The 14,503-nt window shown below is 72.0% G+C and carries 17 protein-coding genes; 8 read left to right on the top strand and 9 right to left on the bottom strand.

All coding sequences use genetic code 11. From position 1 onward, the window contains the following. Positions 1 to 496: 496 nt before the first annotated feature. Positions 497 to 1,402: a LysR family transcriptional regulator gene (locus E1291_RS06785; RefSeq protein WP_131736859.1), complete on the bottom strand. Its 906-nt coding sequence runs from the start codon at positions 1,400 to 1,402 to the stop codon at positions 497 to 499. A 125-nt stretch (positions 1,403 to 1,527) separates the two neighbouring features. On the opposite strand from E1291_RS06785, the gene E1291_RS06780 reads away from it, so the two are divergent. Together E1291_RS06780 and E1291_RS06775 are read left to right on the top strand one after the other, a co-directional pair. Further along, positions 1,528 to 2,493: a quinone oxidoreductase family protein gene (locus E1291_RS06780; RefSeq protein WP_131736858.1), complete on the top strand. Its 966-nt coding sequence runs from the start codon at positions 1,528 to 1,530 to the stop codon at positions 2,491 to 2,493. A 171-nt stretch (positions 2,494 to 2,664) separates the two neighbouring features. Continuing rightward, a complete protein-coding gene (locus E1291_RS06775) occupies positions 2,665 to 4,002 on the top strand; it encodes a hypothetical protein (protein ID WP_131736857.1) in 1,338 nt (445 codons plus the stop codon). A gap of 43 nt (positions 4,003 to 4,045) precedes the next feature. Here the strand turns inward: E1291_RS06775 and E1291_RS06770 are convergent, their stop codons facing one another. Next, entirely contained in the window at positions 4,046 to 4,360 is a 315-nt protein-coding gene (locus E1291_RS06770; protein ID WP_131736856.1) for a DUF1330 domain-containing protein, read from the bottom strand. A 77-nt stretch (positions 4,361 to 4,437) separates the two neighbouring features. Here E1291_RS06770 and E1291_RS06765 point away from each other — a divergent pair, with 77 nt between their 5' ends. Beyond that, positions 4,438 to 5,157, top strand: a complete 720-nt coding sequence (locus tag E1291_RS06765; RefSeq protein WP_242613983.1) for a TetR/AcrR family transcriptional regulator — start codon at positions 4,438 to 4,440, stop codon at positions 5,155 to 5,157. A gap of 114 nt (positions 5,158 to 5,271) precedes the next feature. Here the strand turns inward: E1291_RS06765 and E1291_RS06755 are convergent, their stop codons facing one another. Next, complete coding sequence (locus E1291_RS06755; protein ID WP_242613982.1) at positions 5,272 to 5,766, bottom strand: MarR family winged helix-turn-helix transcriptional regulator; 495 nt, start codon at positions 5,764 to 5,766, stop codon at positions 5,272 to 5,274. A 103-nt stretch (positions 5,767 to 5,869) separates the two neighbouring features. On the opposite strand from E1291_RS06755, the gene E1291_RS06750 reads away from it, so the two are divergent. Continuing rightward, the gene (locus E1291_RS06750; RefSeq protein WP_131736853.1) at positions 5,870 to 6,070 is read left to right on the top strand and encodes a hypothetical protein; all 201 of its coding nucleotides are present in this window, start codon (positions 5,870 to 5,872) and stop codon (positions 6,068 to 6,070) included. A 38-nt stretch (positions 6,071 to 6,108) separates the two neighbouring features. On the opposite strand, the gene E1291_RS06745 is transcribed toward E1291_RS06750, so the two are convergent. Then, positions 6,109 to 7,059 carry a GlxA family transcriptional regulator gene (locus E1291_RS06745; RefSeq protein WP_131736852.1) on the bottom strand — a complete coding sequence of 317 codons (951 nt, stop codon included), beginning with the start codon at positions 7,057 to 7,059 and terminating at the stop codon, positions 6,109 to 6,111. Positions 7,060 to 7,246: 187 nt separating this feature from the next. Here E1291_RS06745 and E1291_RS06740 point away from each other — a divergent pair, with 187 nt between their 5' ends. After that, entirely contained in the window at positions 7,247 to 7,912 is a 666-nt protein-coding gene (locus E1291_RS06740; RefSeq protein WP_131736851.1) for a DJ-1/PfpI family protein, read from the top strand. Between the two features lie 15 nt (positions 7,913 to 7,927). On the opposite strand, the gene E1291_RS06735 is transcribed toward E1291_RS06740, so the two are convergent. Further along, positions 7,928 to 8,791, bottom strand: a complete 864-nt coding sequence (locus E1291_RS06735) for a LysR family transcriptional regulator (RefSeq protein ID WP_131736850.1) — start codon at positions 8,789 to 8,791, stop codon at positions 7,928 to 7,930. 127 nt (positions 8,792 to 8,918) lie between these two features. Here E1291_RS06735 and E1291_RS06730 point away from each other — a divergent pair, with 127 nt between their 5' ends. Next, positions 8,919 to 9,818 (top strand): MBL fold metallo-hydrolase, encoded by a 900-nt coding sequence (locus E1291_RS06730; protein ID WP_131736849.1) that lies wholly within the window; start codon positions 8,919 to 8,921, stop codon positions 9,816 to 9,818. Positions 9,819 to 9,896: 78 nt separating this feature from the next. Here E1291_RS06730 and E1291_RS06725 read toward each other — a convergent pair whose 3' ends face one another. Then, positions 9,897 to 10,868 (bottom strand): ArsR/SmtB family transcription factor, encoded by a 972-nt coding sequence (locus tag E1291_RS06725; protein WP_131736848.1) that lies wholly within the window; start codon positions 10,866 to 10,868, stop codon positions 9,897 to 9,899. 60 nt (positions 10,869 to 10,928) lie between these two features. Here E1291_RS06725 and E1291_RS06720 point away from each other — a divergent pair, with 60 nt between their 5' ends. Then, a complete protein-coding gene (locus E1291_RS06720) occupies positions 10,929 to 12,143 on the top strand; it encodes an MFS transporter (protein ID WP_131736847.1) in 1,215 nt (404 codons plus the stop codon). Positions 12,144 to 12,244: 101 nt separating this feature from the next. Beyond that, positions 12,245 to 12,745: a MarR family winged helix-turn-helix transcriptional regulator gene (locus E1291_RS06715; RefSeq protein WP_131736846.1), complete on the top strand. Its 501-nt coding sequence runs from the start codon at positions 12,245 to 12,247 to the stop codon at positions 12,743 to 12,745. A gap of 81 nt (positions 12,746 to 12,826) precedes the next feature. On the opposite strand, the gene E1291_RS06710 is transcribed toward E1291_RS06715, so the two are convergent. From E1291_RS06710 to E1291_RS06700, 3 genes are all read right to left on the bottom strand, one after another. Next, positions 12,827 to 13,150, bottom strand: a complete 324-nt coding sequence (locus E1291_RS06710; RefSeq protein WP_131736845.1) for a hypothetical protein — start codon at positions 13,148 to 13,150, stop codon at positions 12,827 to 12,829. A gap of 34 nt (positions 13,151 to 13,184) precedes the next feature. Next, positions 13,185 to 13,415 carry a hypothetical protein gene (locus E1291_RS06705; RefSeq protein WP_165494986.1) on the bottom strand — a complete coding sequence of 77 codons (231 nt, stop codon included), beginning with the start codon at positions 13,413 to 13,415 and terminating at the stop codon, positions 13,185 to 13,187. Positions 13,416 to 13,628: 213 nt separating this feature from the next. Next, positions 13,629 to 14,483 (bottom strand): helix-turn-helix domain-containing protein, encoded by an 855-nt coding sequence (locus tag E1291_RS06700; protein WP_131736843.1) that lies wholly within the window; start codon positions 14,481 to 14,483, stop codon positions 13,629 to 13,631. Positions 14,484 to 14,503 lie beyond the last annotated feature (20 nt).

Raw genomic sequence — 14,503 nt, 5'->3', positions numbered from 1 at the left:
GGGCCGCCTCGACCCGGGCCTTCCACCTCTCATTGCCCAGCAGCCAGTCGAACGAGTTGGTCTGCAGAGCAAGGAGGTCCGGGACTTCGAGCGGCTCCTCGATGCGCGCGAAGGAGACGTGACGGGGACCGGTGAGTGCGGGAGAGGCGTAGCGCGAGGCTGCCAACAGATGTCCTTCCGAGGGCTCGCGGCCGACTGAACACGCACGCCGGACGGCAGCACGGCCGATACGAAAGGACGGGATGCCGAGGACGAGCGCGGAAGGGCAGCATAGGACTAAACACAAACGATTGTCCACACGCTATTTAATCTGTCAACCTCAATCCCAAGGAAATCATCGCACGGCCGAGTGGGAATCGTCAAGCCACATTCACGAATTCTCTTTCCGTGAGAGCCGGACAGCACCCGCGGGCCGCACTCGTGGCCGCGTCCACCGCGAGCCCGTGAACGACGACCGAGGCCCGGTTGACCAGCCTGTTTAGAGAAAGGCGCCGTTTCAGCTCGGTCGGCGCTCCGGGACGGGGGCGAGGGCCGTCGCCGGGATCTGCGCGCGAAGTTCGGAGATCAGCGCGCGGACCGCCGCCGAGCCGAGCATCTCGGGGGTGATGACGTATCCGACCCGGCGGACGGGAGCGTCGGGCCCCAGCTGCCGCATCGCGACCTTGGGCGGCGCGCAGGCGAAGGACATGCGGGGCACGACCGCGGTGCCGAGACCGTGGCCGACCATGGACATGGCCACGCCGTCGTCCTCCACGCGGATGTCGCTGGTGGAGAGCCAGGTCTGCCGGGCGCACCAGCTCTCGGTCTCGGACGACGCGCGTTCGTTCCAGTGGATGGAGGGGAGGCTGTACGGGTCCGGGTGCCCGGCCGGGTAGACCAGCACGTACGGGTCGTCGAACAGGAGCTTGCCGACCAGGTCGTCGACCGGGGCGAAGAGGGTGGCGATGCCCAGGTCGGCATGACCGTCGCGGACCTGCCCGGGGACGCCCTGCCCGGTCTCCCGGACGACACTGACGTCCACGGTGATACGGGGATGACGCCGTCCGAACCGGGCCAGTACCCCGGGGAGGAGATTGAACGCGGCGCCACGGAAGGCCGCGACCCGGACGGTACCGGTCATCTCGCCCGCCAAGGCGGCGCGGGCCTCCTGTTTCATCGTGTCCAGCAGCCGCAGGACGCGCCGGGCGTGCCCGATCGCCGCGGCGCCCGCCGCGGTCGGCCGCGCGCCGCCGCGGTCACGGCGGAACAGCACCGCCCCGATCTTGCGCTCGGCCCCGCCGACCGCGTGCGAGACCGCCGACTGGGTGAGGCCGAGCTCCCGGGCGGCGGCCGAGAAGCTCTCCGTCCGGTCGATGGCGACGAGGATGCGCAGTTCACTCGCCGTCAGATCTCGGCCGCTCATGTCCGGAAGGGTATATGAGCGGCGTTCATGGACGGTCCCGGCAGCATCGGCGATCACGGATGGTCGGCCGGTGAGCGTCTTCCTAGCCTGGTGGGAACGTTCTGATCGACATCATGGGAGAGCCGATGCGCGCCATAGAGTTCGACGAGTTCGGCGGCCCGGAGGTGCTGGCCGAGGTCGAGCGGCCCGACCCCGCGCCGGAGGACGGCGAGGTTCTGGTCGAGGTCGAGGCCGCGGGGGTCAACTTCGCGGACATTCTGACCGTCGCCGGGCAGTACGCCCCTCCCGAATCGCTTCCGCACGTGCCCGGCATGGAGGTCGTCGGCCGGACCGGCGACGGGCGGCGCGTGCTCGGGTACCTGACCGCCGGGGGCTACGCGTCCAAGGCCGCCGTCCCCGTCCGTGACCTGGTCGAGGTCCCGGAGGGCGTCGGCGCGGGCGAGGCCGCGGCGCTCCTGGTCCAGGGGCTGACCGCCTGGCATCTGCTGCGTTCGGCGGCGCGGGTGGGCGCCGGGGAGACCGTGGTGGTCAACGCCGCCGCGGGCGGGGTCGGCTCGCTGGCGGTCCAGCTGGCGAAACGGCTCGGCGCCGGGCGGGTCATCGCCACGGCGTCGACCGAGGACAAACGGGCCCTGGCGCTGGAGCTGGGTGCCGACGCGGCGGTCGACGGAGCGGCCGACGGCTACCGGGAGCGGGTCCTGGACGCCAACGAGGGCCGCGGCGTCGACGTCGTGCTGGACGCGATCGGCGGGGCGGTGCTCGACCAGGCCCTGGACGCGCTCGCGAGCTTCGGGCGCGTCATCACCTACGGAGCGTCGGCGGGGACGGGCGTGCCGACGGTCGACCCGGGCCGTCTCACCATGCACAGCACTCTCCTGGGCGGTCTGTGGCTGGCCCCGCTTCTGAAGGAGTCCGGTGCCGCCGGGGAACCGCTCCGCGAACTGCTCCGCCTGGCCGCCGCCGGGCAGATCAGGCCGCAGGTGGGCGCCGAGTACCCGCTGTCGGCCGCCGCCCAGGCGCACACGGATCTCCTCGCCCGCCGGACGACCGGCAAGCTCATCCTCACCGTGGAGCCTCGCGACCGGGACTGAGGACCGGTCGATTTCGTGGTGAGAATCTCGGTGCACATTGCGCGGCCCGCGGATATCGGCCGTTCTTTCGGCCACCGATTTTCCCCGCCGGTTGATCATTCGAGTCGTTGTGCGTTGAAAGGATGGCGAAAGGCAAGGCGGTGACGGACAATCTCCGGTGGGGGTGTGATCATGCGAGAGGGCGCGGAACGGCCGGCCGAGGCCCGGAGCCATGGGCGGCCGCCTCTCGGCGCCGGGTCCGCTCCCGACCCCGAGGTGGACACGGTCGACGCGTCCGAGCCGGACCGCCGGGAGGCCGCCGGCGCGCTGGCCTCCGCCGGACGACTCGTCCAGGCGGGGCAGCATGAGGCGCACATCGCCCAGCGATTATTGACGCACTACATGACGCTCGCCCTCGACCTCGGACTTCGGCTGGACAGGCTCACCACAGAACGGGACCGGCTGCCGCGGGGCGGCGTCGAGGAAGGCGATCCGGACGATCCCGGCCGTTCCCGGCTCGCGGTGATCCAGCGGGACATCTCGCGTGTCGAGCGGCTCCGCCGATGCGTCGAGCGGGAGCTCGCCGAGGTCAGAGAACAGAAGCGGACGGCCGAACGGCTCGCCGCTCGGGCGACGGCCCGCCTCGCCGCCCTCGAACAGGACGCCTGGCCCATCGAGATCGGGGACGGTCTCGACGAGCGAGAACGCGCCCTGCGGGATCTCGGCCACGCCCGTCACCGCCATCGCCACCGGCTCGACGGACTGGAACGGTCACTGGCAAGGGCCCGCTCCGAAACGCGCGGTCCTTCTCCCGGTTCGGAGCCGCCGGGCGCGTTCGCGGACATTGGGGCCCTCGCGCATTCCGGAGCCGTCCTGCCTTTCGCGGCCCTTCCTTTTCTCTATGCGGACGGCTTCGGCCCGGCTCGATTAACCGGCCCGCTCCTTTCCTCGCCCGGCGGAGCAATGCGCCGGCGGCTCACGTGGCCGCCCGATCCGCCGGCGCGTCCGCCGGAGAAGGCGACGGACGGGGACGCCGGTACCTGGCTCGTGATCCTCGGGGTGATGGTGGCGGCCGTGCTCCTCGTCGTGATCATCTCCGTGGTGTCCGACGTGCCGGCGGTCCCCGAGTACCGGTCGGGCGTCAGGCCGAGCACGCGCTCGCACCGGGCGAAGGTCCCTCCCCACACCGCCATCGACGCCTTTGAGTGGACCTTGACCGGCGGCGCGAGGATCAGCACCACCTTCGACGCCCGGAGGAACGTCGACCAACTCCTGCGCGGGAGGCTGGACCTGGCGCCGGGCTCCTGCGCCGGGGCCCCGGTCGCGTGGAGCATCCGCGGCAACGGCAAGGTGATCTCGTCGGGAGAACTCGGCGGATCCCATCGCGTGCAGCGACTCAACCGCAAGAGACCGCTGGTCAGGAAGACGATGCTCGACGTCACGGCCAGCCGGAGCGACGACCGCCCGTGCGGCCTGGTCCTGCGCTGGCTCGACCCCGCACTCGAACTGCCCCCGCACCCGAACCCCTGAAACCAACTGGCATCGCCGCAGGACTCACATCGTTGGCGGGCTGCTAGGCGGGGAGGGTGAAGCCTTCGGGCGGGGAGCCTTCGACGAAGAGCAGCCCGACCTTGGCCTTGCCGTCCCGGATCTCCCTGGCCCGGCGGTACTCGGGGGAGTCGTACCACTGCCGGAGGCGGTCCATGTCGGGGAACTCGATGATCAGGAGCCGGGAGGCGTCCCAGGTGCCCTCGGCGGGTTCGGGCACGGGGCCCGCGACCAGGTAGCGGCCGCCGTGGTCGAGGATCGACCGCTGGGCCACGGGGGCGTAGGCCCAGCCGGCCTCCTCGTCGAGCACATCGACGTTGGCGATGACGTAGGCAGGCATGGAAACCCCGTTTCATTTGGACACGGCGTGTACTTTTGACTCGGTGAAGAGTAATGCATCCCTGTAACGTGCTCAAGGTGGACATCGAAGGTGAACGCACCGGGGGCGTGGTGAGCCGCCGGGAGCGGCTGCGGGTCGAGACGAGCCGTGAGATCAAGGCCGTCGCGCTGCGGCAGATGGCCGAAGGCGGGCCGGGAGCGATCTCCCTGCGGGGCATCGCCCGCGAGATGGGGATGACCGCGCGCGCGATCTACAGCTACTTCCCCACCAGGGACGACCTGATCACGGCGCTGATCGGCGATATCGCCGCCTCGCTCGCGGATACGCTGGAGTCGGCCAGCAACGCGGTGCCCACCGACGACCCCGGTGGGAGGTTGATGGCCTGGGGCCGGGCGCTGAGGGAATGGGCACTGGCCCATCCGGAGAGCTTCCGGCTCTTCTACGGACATCCCGTCCCCGGCTACCGGCCGCCCGAGGACGGGCCGGTCGACCAGACGGCCCGCCGCGTGTGCCGCGAGCTCACCCGCCTGGTGGCGACCACCTGGCCGCATGCCCGGCGGCACCAGCCCGAGGACACCTCTTGGTCCGACCTCCATCCGGCCTACGTGGCGAAGATCCGGGAGGATCTCCCCGACGTGCCGCCCGGTGCGGCGGCGCTCGCGCTACGCGTCTGGGGCCGGATGCACGGCCTGGTCGCCCTGGAGATCGACGGTCACATCCACCCCATAGCGGGCAACCCGGCCGCCCTGCACCGCGCCGAGATGCTCGACCTGGTCAGGTCGCTGGGCCTGAACTGACCCGCGCGTGACCCCGCCCGAGTCGGTGAGGGTGCGCGGGGCCTCCCTCGGAGGCGTCGCGGCCGGAGGAGCGGGCGCGGCCGGGCATCGAGTCGCCTCGGCCGAGGCGTGCGGTCAGGCCGGGGAGGACGGGGTGTGCGCGGCGGTCTTGGCGGCGGCGATCACCTGGGTGAGGGCGCCGTGGAGCTCGCGCAGTTCGCCGATGTCCATGTCCAGGCGCTCGACGACGGCGGGCGGAACCTTCAGCGCCTCGCCGCGGAGCCGGACTCCCTCCTCGGTCAGCATGACCGCGAGGGCACGCTCGTCCCGAGCGGCGCGCCGGCGCCGGACGAGCCCGGCGGACTCCAGGCGCTTGAGCAGGGGTGACAGGGTCGCGGGTTCGAGCTGCAGCATCCCGCTGAGGTCCTTGACCGACAGCGGCGCGTGCTGCCACAGCGCGAGCATCACCAGGTACTGGGGGTGCGTCAGACCCATCGGCTCCAGCAGGGGCCGGTACACCGCGATCACCGACCGCGCGGCGACCGCGAGGGCGAAGCAGACCTGGTTCTCCAGCGCCAGCGGGTCGATCTCCTCTGCCGCGACGGCGCCGGCGTGCTCGATGTCACTCACGGGCGACCTCTCACGGGTGGGGAAGGCTCTCATCGATATCGTACACTAATGATTAGTGCCCTAATCGTTAGGGCACACGAGGTTCGCGGCAAGGAGACCACCGATGCCCTCCATCAAGCGCCCCTCCTTCCTCCCGTCCCTGGAGACGCTGGAACAGCAGGCGCTCGAGCGCTCCGCGGAGCCCGCCCGCCCGGGCTCCCAGTTCGATCACCCCACGGCCAAGTACCTGTTCATCGTCGCCCTGGTGGTAACCGTCCTGGCGCACGTCATCGGCGGCATCCTGTTCGCGGTCATGGGTACCTGACGCCGGTCCGCTCGTCGATCCGGACGAGCCGGACGGCGTCAGGAGGCCGGGGAACGAAAAGACGAACGATAGGACCGAGGCGTGACACCGGCGATGCGTTTGAAACGCTCCCGAAAGGCCGTGGGGGACTGGAAACCCACCTGGGCGGCGATGCGCTCGATTCCCTCATCGGTGGTCTCGAGGAGGAACTGCGCGCGGCGCACCCGGGCCCGCAGCAGCCATTGGAGCGGCGTGGTGCCGGTCTGGTCCCGGAAACGGCGGCTGAGGGTCCGCTCGCTCAGGCCGCCGCTCGCCGCCATGGACGCGAGCGTGACGTCGTGGGCGAGGTTGTCCTCGATCCACGAGAACACCGGCTCCAGCATGGAGCCCCGTGGCACGGGCGGCGGAGTGTGCGCGATGAACTGCGCCTGCCCGCCCTCCCGTTCCAGCGGCGTCACCGACATCCGCGCCGCCGCGGCGGCGGCGGCCGCGCCCAGGTCGCGGCGGACGAGGTGCAGGCAAAGGTCGAGCCCGGCGGCGGCTCCGGCGGAGGTCAGGATCCGCCCGTGGTCGATGTAGAGCACGTCCGGCCTCACGTCGACCCGGGGGTGGGCTTCGGCGAGCCGGCGCGCCGCCGCCCAGTGCGTGGTCGCGGTCAGCCCGTCCAGCAGACCGGCCTCGGCGAGCGTGAACGCCCCGGCGCAGATGGAGGCGATCCGTGTGCCGGAGGCCGCCGCCGCGCGCAGGGCGCCCAGCACCCGCGGGCCGGGCGGCGGTGCCTCCTCGGAGCAGCCGGGGACGATGATCGTGTCCGCCTCGCCCAGCGCCTCCAGGCCGTGCCGGGCGATGATCGTGAAGGTCTCGCCGTCGACCCGGGGCGCCTCCGCGCAGACCAGGACCCGGTAGGGCCGGTGCCCGTCCGCCGTCTCGGCGCGCCGGAAGACCTCGATCGGGGTCGCCAGGTCGGACGCGACGACATGGTCCAGGGCCAGGACCGCCACCGTGTGCATGGCGGACACGGTAGCCGTGGCCGACTGGCCCGGAAACGAAAGACCGGAACCGAACTCTTGTCGCGCGAGATTCTGATGCTGGCGAGAACCCGTGGGAATTTGTCGTTCTACCTGCTGGGCCGGGCCGCGCGGCCCGCTTAGCGTTTCGCCGCGAGATGGTGACGGCACGAAAGGAAAGCGGTTCTCGATGCACGCTCAGATCGTTCTGTTCGACGGTTTCGACCCATTGGACGTCGTCGCCCCGTACGAGGTCCTCCACGCGGCGGGGATGGCGACGGGCGGCGCGGTGACGGTGGAACTGGTCACGGCCGAGGGCGCCCGCGAGGTCCCCAGCGGCACGCCGCCGCTGGCCCTGCGGGCGATGGGGGCGCTCGACCCGGCCGCCGCCGACGTGATCATCCTGCCGGGCGCCGCCGGAGACGTCCGCCCCGAGGAGGAGATCGGTGAGCGGGACCGCGGGCGCACCGTCCCCGCGATCCTCGCCCGGACACTGGAGACCGGCCTGCCCGCGCTGGCCGCCGAGGCCCTCGAATCCGAGGACACCCTCGTCGCGACGGTGTGCGGCGGCTCGCTGATCCTCGCCATGGCCGGGCTGATCGAGGGGCGTCACGCCACCGCGCACGACCTGGGCCGGGAGATCCTGGCGCCCTGCGGTGCCGTGCCCGTGCGGGCGCGGGTGGTGGACGACGGCGACTTCATCAGCGGCGGCGGGGTCACCTCGGGCCTCGATCTGGCCCTCCATCTGGTCGAGCGCGAGGTCGGTCCCCAGATCGCCCACGCGGTCGAGACCCTCTTCGCCCATGAGCGGCGCGGCGTCGTGTGGGCCGCGCGGGGCCCGGCCTCCGCTTTCTGAGCGCGGGTTCCCGGGTTATGGCCGGGACGGTCGGTACAGGGCGATGGCGATGTGGACGAACGAGCGGATCAGGGAGGTGGAAGACGCGCTGTTCCAGGCGATGACGAGGTCGCTGGGCGGGGAGTCGACCACCGGCACCGCGGTGAGGCCGTCGGGCAGCGCATGGGGAATCTGGGTGTCGGGGAGCGGGGTGAGTCCCACGCTGCCGTTCCACAGCACGGACTGCAGGCACTCCTCGACGGTCCTCACCACCGGCCCGCCTCGGCCGGCCCCGGGCAGCCCGGTCCAGAAGGCGCGCCAGAGCGGGTCCGTCCCCTCGGGGAACTGGAACCAGGGACGGTCGGCGAGGTCGTCCAGGCGAAGGTGACCGCGGCCGGTGAGCGGGTCGTCGGCGCGCAGGACGGCACCGACCGGGTCCGAGCGCAGAACGCGGACGCTGAGACCGGAGTCGTCGAACGGTGCCCTGGTCAGGGCGACGTCGACGAGGCCGGCCCGCAGCCCGACGGTCGGGTCGGTGAGGTCGGACTCGCGGATGCGGATCTGCGCGGTGGGATGGCGGCGGCGGTACGCCTCGACGAGACGCTGGTCGGCGCTGCCGGCGAGGGTACCGAGCGTCAGCGCGGCCGTGGCGTCCATGCGGGCCCGCACCTTGTCGGCCTGCGCGAGCAGCGTGCGCGCCTCGTCGTACAGCAGGACCCCGGCGGGCGTGAGGGACACTCCCGTGGGGGAGCGGCGCAGCAGTTCACGCCCGAGGTCGGTCTCCAGCCGCTTGATGGCCCGGCTCAGCGGCGGCTGCGTCATTCGCAGCCGCGCGGCGGCCCTGCCGAAGTGGCGTTCTTCGGCGACGGCCACGAAATAGCGCAGTGTTCTCAGCTCCATTACCGGCGACGATACCCGCTCGGTATCGGGAATGCCGGATCGGTGTTGGACGCCCCGCGGCATTCCGCGGTGAGGTGGGACCACCCACGCCGAACCCGCTGGGCGGGACGACCCTCAGGAGTTCTCCATGATCGAACATGACCCCGTGGTGGACGTCTCCGACGCGCAGGAGATCGCCCCTGACGTGCTGGTCATCCCGGATCATCGCGTCCAGCTCGTCCCGAACGTCGGTGTGATCGGCGGCCGTGACGCCGTTCTCGTCGTGGAGACGGGCCTGGGGCCGCGGAATGCGGAAAAGGTGCTGGAATTCGCGGCCGACTATGCCCGGGGACGCCGTTTGTACCTGACGACGACTCATTTTCACCCGGAGCACTCGTTCGGCGCGCAGGTCTTCACCGGGGCGGCGACCTTCCTCGTCAACCGGGACCAGGCCGACGAGGTAAAGGAGAAGGGCGAGGGCTACCTGGAGATGTTCAAGGGGCTCGGCGAGCCGGTCGCCCGGGCGCTGGAGGGCGTCGAGCTGCGCGAGGCCGACGTCGTCTACGAGAAGGAGTACGACCTCGACCTCGGCGGGCGGGTGGTGCGGCTGCGGGCCACCGGGCGGGCGCACAGCCGCGGCGACCAGGTGATCCGGGTACCGGACGCGGGTGTCCTGTTCACCGGTGATCTCGTGGAGGCCCGGCAGTTCGCCATCTTCCCCTGGTTCCCGCCGCACGACACCGACGTCTCGGGAGCCCGGTGGCTCGCGGTCATGAGGCGGCTGGCCGCGGAGGGCGCGGAGATCGTGGTGCCGGGGCACGGTGAGGTCGGCGGCCCCCGGCTGCTGACGGACGTCCGCGACTACCTGCGCGTCCTGCGGGACGAGACGTGGGCCCGCCGCGATTCGGGGACCGCCCCGGAGGCGGTCGCCGAGGAGGTCGCCGCGCTGATGGTCCAGCGGCATCCGGAGTGGTCCGGGCGGGACTGGATCGAGAAGGCCACCGGATGCCTTTGCTCGGAGTACGGCATGCCCCGCGACGAGGAATGAGGCGGGTCACGGCGAGGCCCCGTCCTGTGGCCGCGCCGGGCGGGACCAGCGGCCACCTCGCAGGGCGCATGCGGGGGATCAGCCGTCGCGCTGGGCGGCGACCAGGGCCTCACCGGTCTCCGTCCGGTAGTAGAGCACCGACCGGCCGGTGCGCCGCCTGCCGACCAGGCGCGCGTCCAGCAGCACCCGGAGGTGGCGGCCGACCGAGCCGAGGGCCTGGCCGGTGAGCGCGACGAGCTGCGTCGTGCTCTTCGGGTCGTCCAGCAGGACGAGGACGCCCGCGCGAGCGGGCCCGAGGAGGCGGCCGAGCGCCTCGGGCGCGGCGATGTGCGCGCCCGCCAGAGCGCCTGAGCACGGGTACACGGCCGCGAAGCGGCGCTGCGACTCGTCCCAGCTCGTCCAGCCGTGGCGCGGCGTCACCGGGACGAACATCAGCTGCGCGCCGCCCAGATCGTGCGGCGGGTAGTCGTGCGTATTGACCTGCAGGCGGCTGCCACCGAGCCAGCGCATGCCGGGGCGCAGGTCGTCCAGGGCCCCGGCCCAGCCGTCCCGGCCGAGCTGGGCGGTGCGCGCGACGATGTCGGCCTCGATGATCCGCCGGCGGCGCGGCCAGGAGGGCAGCACCACGTGCGTCCACACCCACTGGAGGTGGTCGGCGGTGCGCGCGGGCAGGTCGGGGCGGTCGAGCTCGGGCGGGACGGGGCCGCCCAGCGACACGGTCAGATGCTCACGGGCCGTGCCCGCGTCGACGGCGCCGACGGCGGCGACCTCCTCCTCGAAAGAGGCCTCGCCGTCGTGGCTGGGGGTCGGGGTCAGAAAGTCCGCGTTCCAAGTGGCGCCGAGGGCGGCGCGGATGAGCAGCGCCGTGATCGGGTCGGCCGCGAGGCGCGCCCGGTAGGCGGGCAGGTGGGCGTCCAGCCAGGCGCGTTCGCCCGGATGCGCGGCCGTCCCGCGCTCCAGCGCCTTCATGGTCGCGACCGTCTCGGCCAGCGGGGAGACCACGAACCGGCTCGCCGCGAGCGTGTCGGTACTGATCTGCCACCAGCCCATGTTTCGCCTCCTCGCGAAACTCTACCGGCGGTCGCGGGACGGGCCCGAAACTCCGGTTCCATGCGCACGTACCGAGAACTCTTCCGGACGCCGGAGTTCACGCCGCTGTTCCTCACCTCCTCCGGGCAGGTCGCGGCGCAGACCGTGAGCGGGCTGGCCCTGGGCACCATGGTCTACTCCTCGACGGGCTCGCCCCTGCTGTCCTCCCTCGCGATGTTCGGGCCGTCGCTGGCCCAGCTGATCGGCGCGACGACGCTGCTGTCGGCGGCCGACCGGCTTCCCCCGCGCGGCGCGCTGACCGGCCTGGCGCTGCTGTTCGCCCTCGGCACCGCCGCGCAGGCGGTGCCCGGCATGCCCGTGTGGGGGACCTTCGCGATCGTGCTTGCGCTGGGCGTCACCGCGTCCCTCGGCGGCGGCGTCCGGTACGGGCTCCTCAACGAGATGCTCGCGCGGGACGGCTACCTGCTCGGCCGCTCCGTCCTCAACATGTCGGCCGGCGGAATGCAGATCGTCGGGTTCGCCGCGGGCGGCGGCCTCGTGGCGGCCCTTTCGCCGCGCGTGACACTGCTCGTGGGCGCGGGCCTGTACCTCCTGGCCGCGGTGGTCGCGCGGTTCGGCCTGGCGGGCCGGCCGCCGCGCGCCACGGGCCGGGCGTCGGCCGCCGAGACCTGGCGCACCAACGCCCTGCTGTGGTCGTCCAAGCGGCGCCGCTACGTCTACCTGGCCCTGTGGGTCCCGAACGGGCTGATCGTCGGGTGCGAGTCGCTGTACGTCCCCTACGCCCCCGGTGACGCGGGGGTCCTGTTCGCCTGCGGCGCCGTGGGGATGCTCGCCGGGGACACCCTCGCCGGCCGGTTCGTCCCGCGGGAGTGGCGGGCCCGGCTGGAGGCGCCGCTGCGGTTGCTGCTGGCCGCGCCGCACCTGGTCTTCGTGTTCCACCCGGCGGTGCCGATCGCCGCGATCGCGGTGGTCTTCGCGACCGTCGGCTACGCGGCCACCCTGCTGATGCAGGACCGGCTGATGGAGATCACGCCGGACGAGCTCAGCGGGCACGCCCTCGGCCTGCACTCCTCGGGCATGCTCGCCATGCAGGGCGTGGGCGCCGCCCTCGCGGGCGCGGTCGCGGAGCGGACCTCGGCCGGCACCGGCATCACGATCATGGCCGCGACGTCGATCGCGGTCACCGTCGCCCTCGCCCCCGGGCTCCGCCGCAAGCCCGCCGCGCAAGCGGACGCGGACCCCGCCGCCGAGGTGCTCTCGGACACGCCGATCTGATCATCCCGCCCTGGGCGGGACCGCCGGCGTTTCGCCATGATCGGTCACGGCAATGGAGGTTCATCGATAATCTTAATATTGAGACATTAAGGGAGGGCGCGGTGGCGGACGCCGTTGACGAGGTGCTGGCCCAGTGGGCGCGCGAGCGGCCCGACCTGGACGCCCGGCCGATGGGCGTCATCGGCCGGATCTCCCGGGCGCACCTGGTGCTCAACCGCGAACTCAAGGACTTCTTCGCCGCCCGGGGCCTGGAGGGCTGGGAGTTCGACGTGCTCGCCACGCTGCGTCGCTCCGGCGCCCCCTACGAGCTGACGGCGGGGGCTCTACTGAAGGCCGCGATGGTGACCTCCGGCGCCATCACCAACCGGATCGACCGGCTGGAGGCCCGGGGGCTCGCCGAGCGGATCCGCGACACCGGGGACCGGCGGTCCGTGCGGATCAGGCTGACCGCCGAGGGGCTCGCCCTCGTGGACGAGGTGGTCGGCCTGCACGTCGCCAACGAGGACCGCCTGCTGGCCGCGCTGGAACCCGCCGACCGCGACCGGCTGGCCGGCCTGCTGCGCACGCTGCTGGAATCACTGGGCGACACGTCCCTGCGCTGACGGCCTTCTGACCTGGAACGGCCGCGCAGGACGCCGGCGGACATCGGGGTCGGCGGTACGGGAGCGCTTCAGCCCAGAGCACTACAGGCCACCGGCCGTCCCCGGTGAAGTGTCGGCACCGTCCGCTTTGGTACGCACCATCCGCAGCACCACCCCGGCCACCTCGGTGACCTGCTCGGCCCGGCCCAGAGCCCTGCACGGCCCGCCTGGACACGGCACACAGAAGAACAACGGCCCGTTCCACGGACGCGCATGGCAGGCGACCTTGACCCGCCGCTCGACCGTCAGCTCACCCACACCGATGCCGGTGAACTCGGTCCGCACCCCACTGCGCCGCAATGCCTCGTCCAGCGCACCCAGCCGCTCCCGGGCACTCGCCCGGCCGCCCGGCGCCCCACCGCTCATCGAGGCCGCCGCCCCGCCCGCCACACCGCGCCGGTCACAACGTCTCCCGGCTCGGGCCACCTTGCGCCGGGCCGATCCGCCGCAATGCCCCCTTGATCTGCACCAGGGCATCGGCCGGGTTGTCGGCCTCGCACAGCCACACCGTGCCGCCCCAGCAGAACCACCAGCGGCCCCCGTCATCGTCACGGCGCCGCGCCTCGACCACGAACGACCGCGACTCCGGACCCGCCGACACCCGAAACCCGGTCTCGCTCAGCTCGGTCACCGTCAACCGCTGTCCCCGAGCCAACCCCGCCAACCCCGCCACGAACGCCGCACCACGCGGATCGCCCACCCGCTCGGCCCCCGCCTCCCGCGGCCCGTCCAACGCCCCCACAACACCCTCCTCATCGGGCAACGCCCGTAGCGCGATGCCCAGGACGCTAGGTAGGGCTGGGTGTCACCTGCCACACGTGTGCCCATGTGTGGCAGGTGGCTTTCAGACCAGGGTGTTTCGGATGTTGCTGATCACGCGGCGCGCCTTTGCGCCGTACGCGGCCAGTTCGGCGAACTCCTCGAAAACCGCGGCGTATTGGGAGATCTCTCCGGGCTGGGTGATCGTCAGCCATCCAGAGACCGTCTCGACGGACACCCGTTCCTGATCGAACATCCAGAAGCCCTCGACCGGCCAGAGCTCCCGGTCGGCGTCCGAGGGTATGACGCCGAGGGAGACCCTTGGCAGACCTATGAGTTCCAGAAGGTGCGCGAGTTGCTCGGCCAGCACCTCGGAGCCTCCAAGGCGCACCCACAAGGCAGATTCCTCGACGAGGAACGCGAACCGGTGATCGCCATCCCGTAGCACGTGCTGCCTCGCGATCCGAGCGGCAACCGCCGCGTCAAGGTCGCCGGTAGGGCTGCTGCGGAAGGAGCCGACCTTGGTGAGGACCGCCCGCACATACTCGGGGGTCTGCAAGAGACCAGGCACGATCCCAGGCTCGTAGACACGGAAGACACGAGTGCGCTCGTAGAGCTTGCCCCGGGACTCTTGGAGGCGCCGCAACCCGGACCTTTGGAGGCGTTTCCACTCACTGAAGGCCCCCTCGACGGCGCGGAGGGCCGCGATGAGATCAGCAGCCTGGTCCTCGGCGCCGCACACCCGGCACCAGGTGCGAATGTCCTCGCTGCTGGGCGGGCGGGCCACATGCTCGATCTTGCTTACCTTGGTGCGGTCCCATCCGGCCGCAGCGGCAAGGCCACGGCCGGTGAGACCAGCATCGAGACGGAGTTCGCGGAGGCGGTCGGCCAGAGCCTTCCGGGCCTGCTGAGCACTGGATGAGGGCGACGTGGTCGACACGATGAAGGTGTGCCGATACG

The sequence above is a fragment of the Actinomadura roseirufa genome, from assembly GCF_900659635.1.
Classification (GTDB): domain Bacteria; phylum Actinomycetota; class Actinomycetes; order Streptosporangiales; family Streptosporangiaceae; genus Spirillospora; species Spirillospora roseirufa.
Note: the sequence above shows the minus strand (reverse complement) of the source record. Positions and strands in the feature narration are given on the sequence as shown.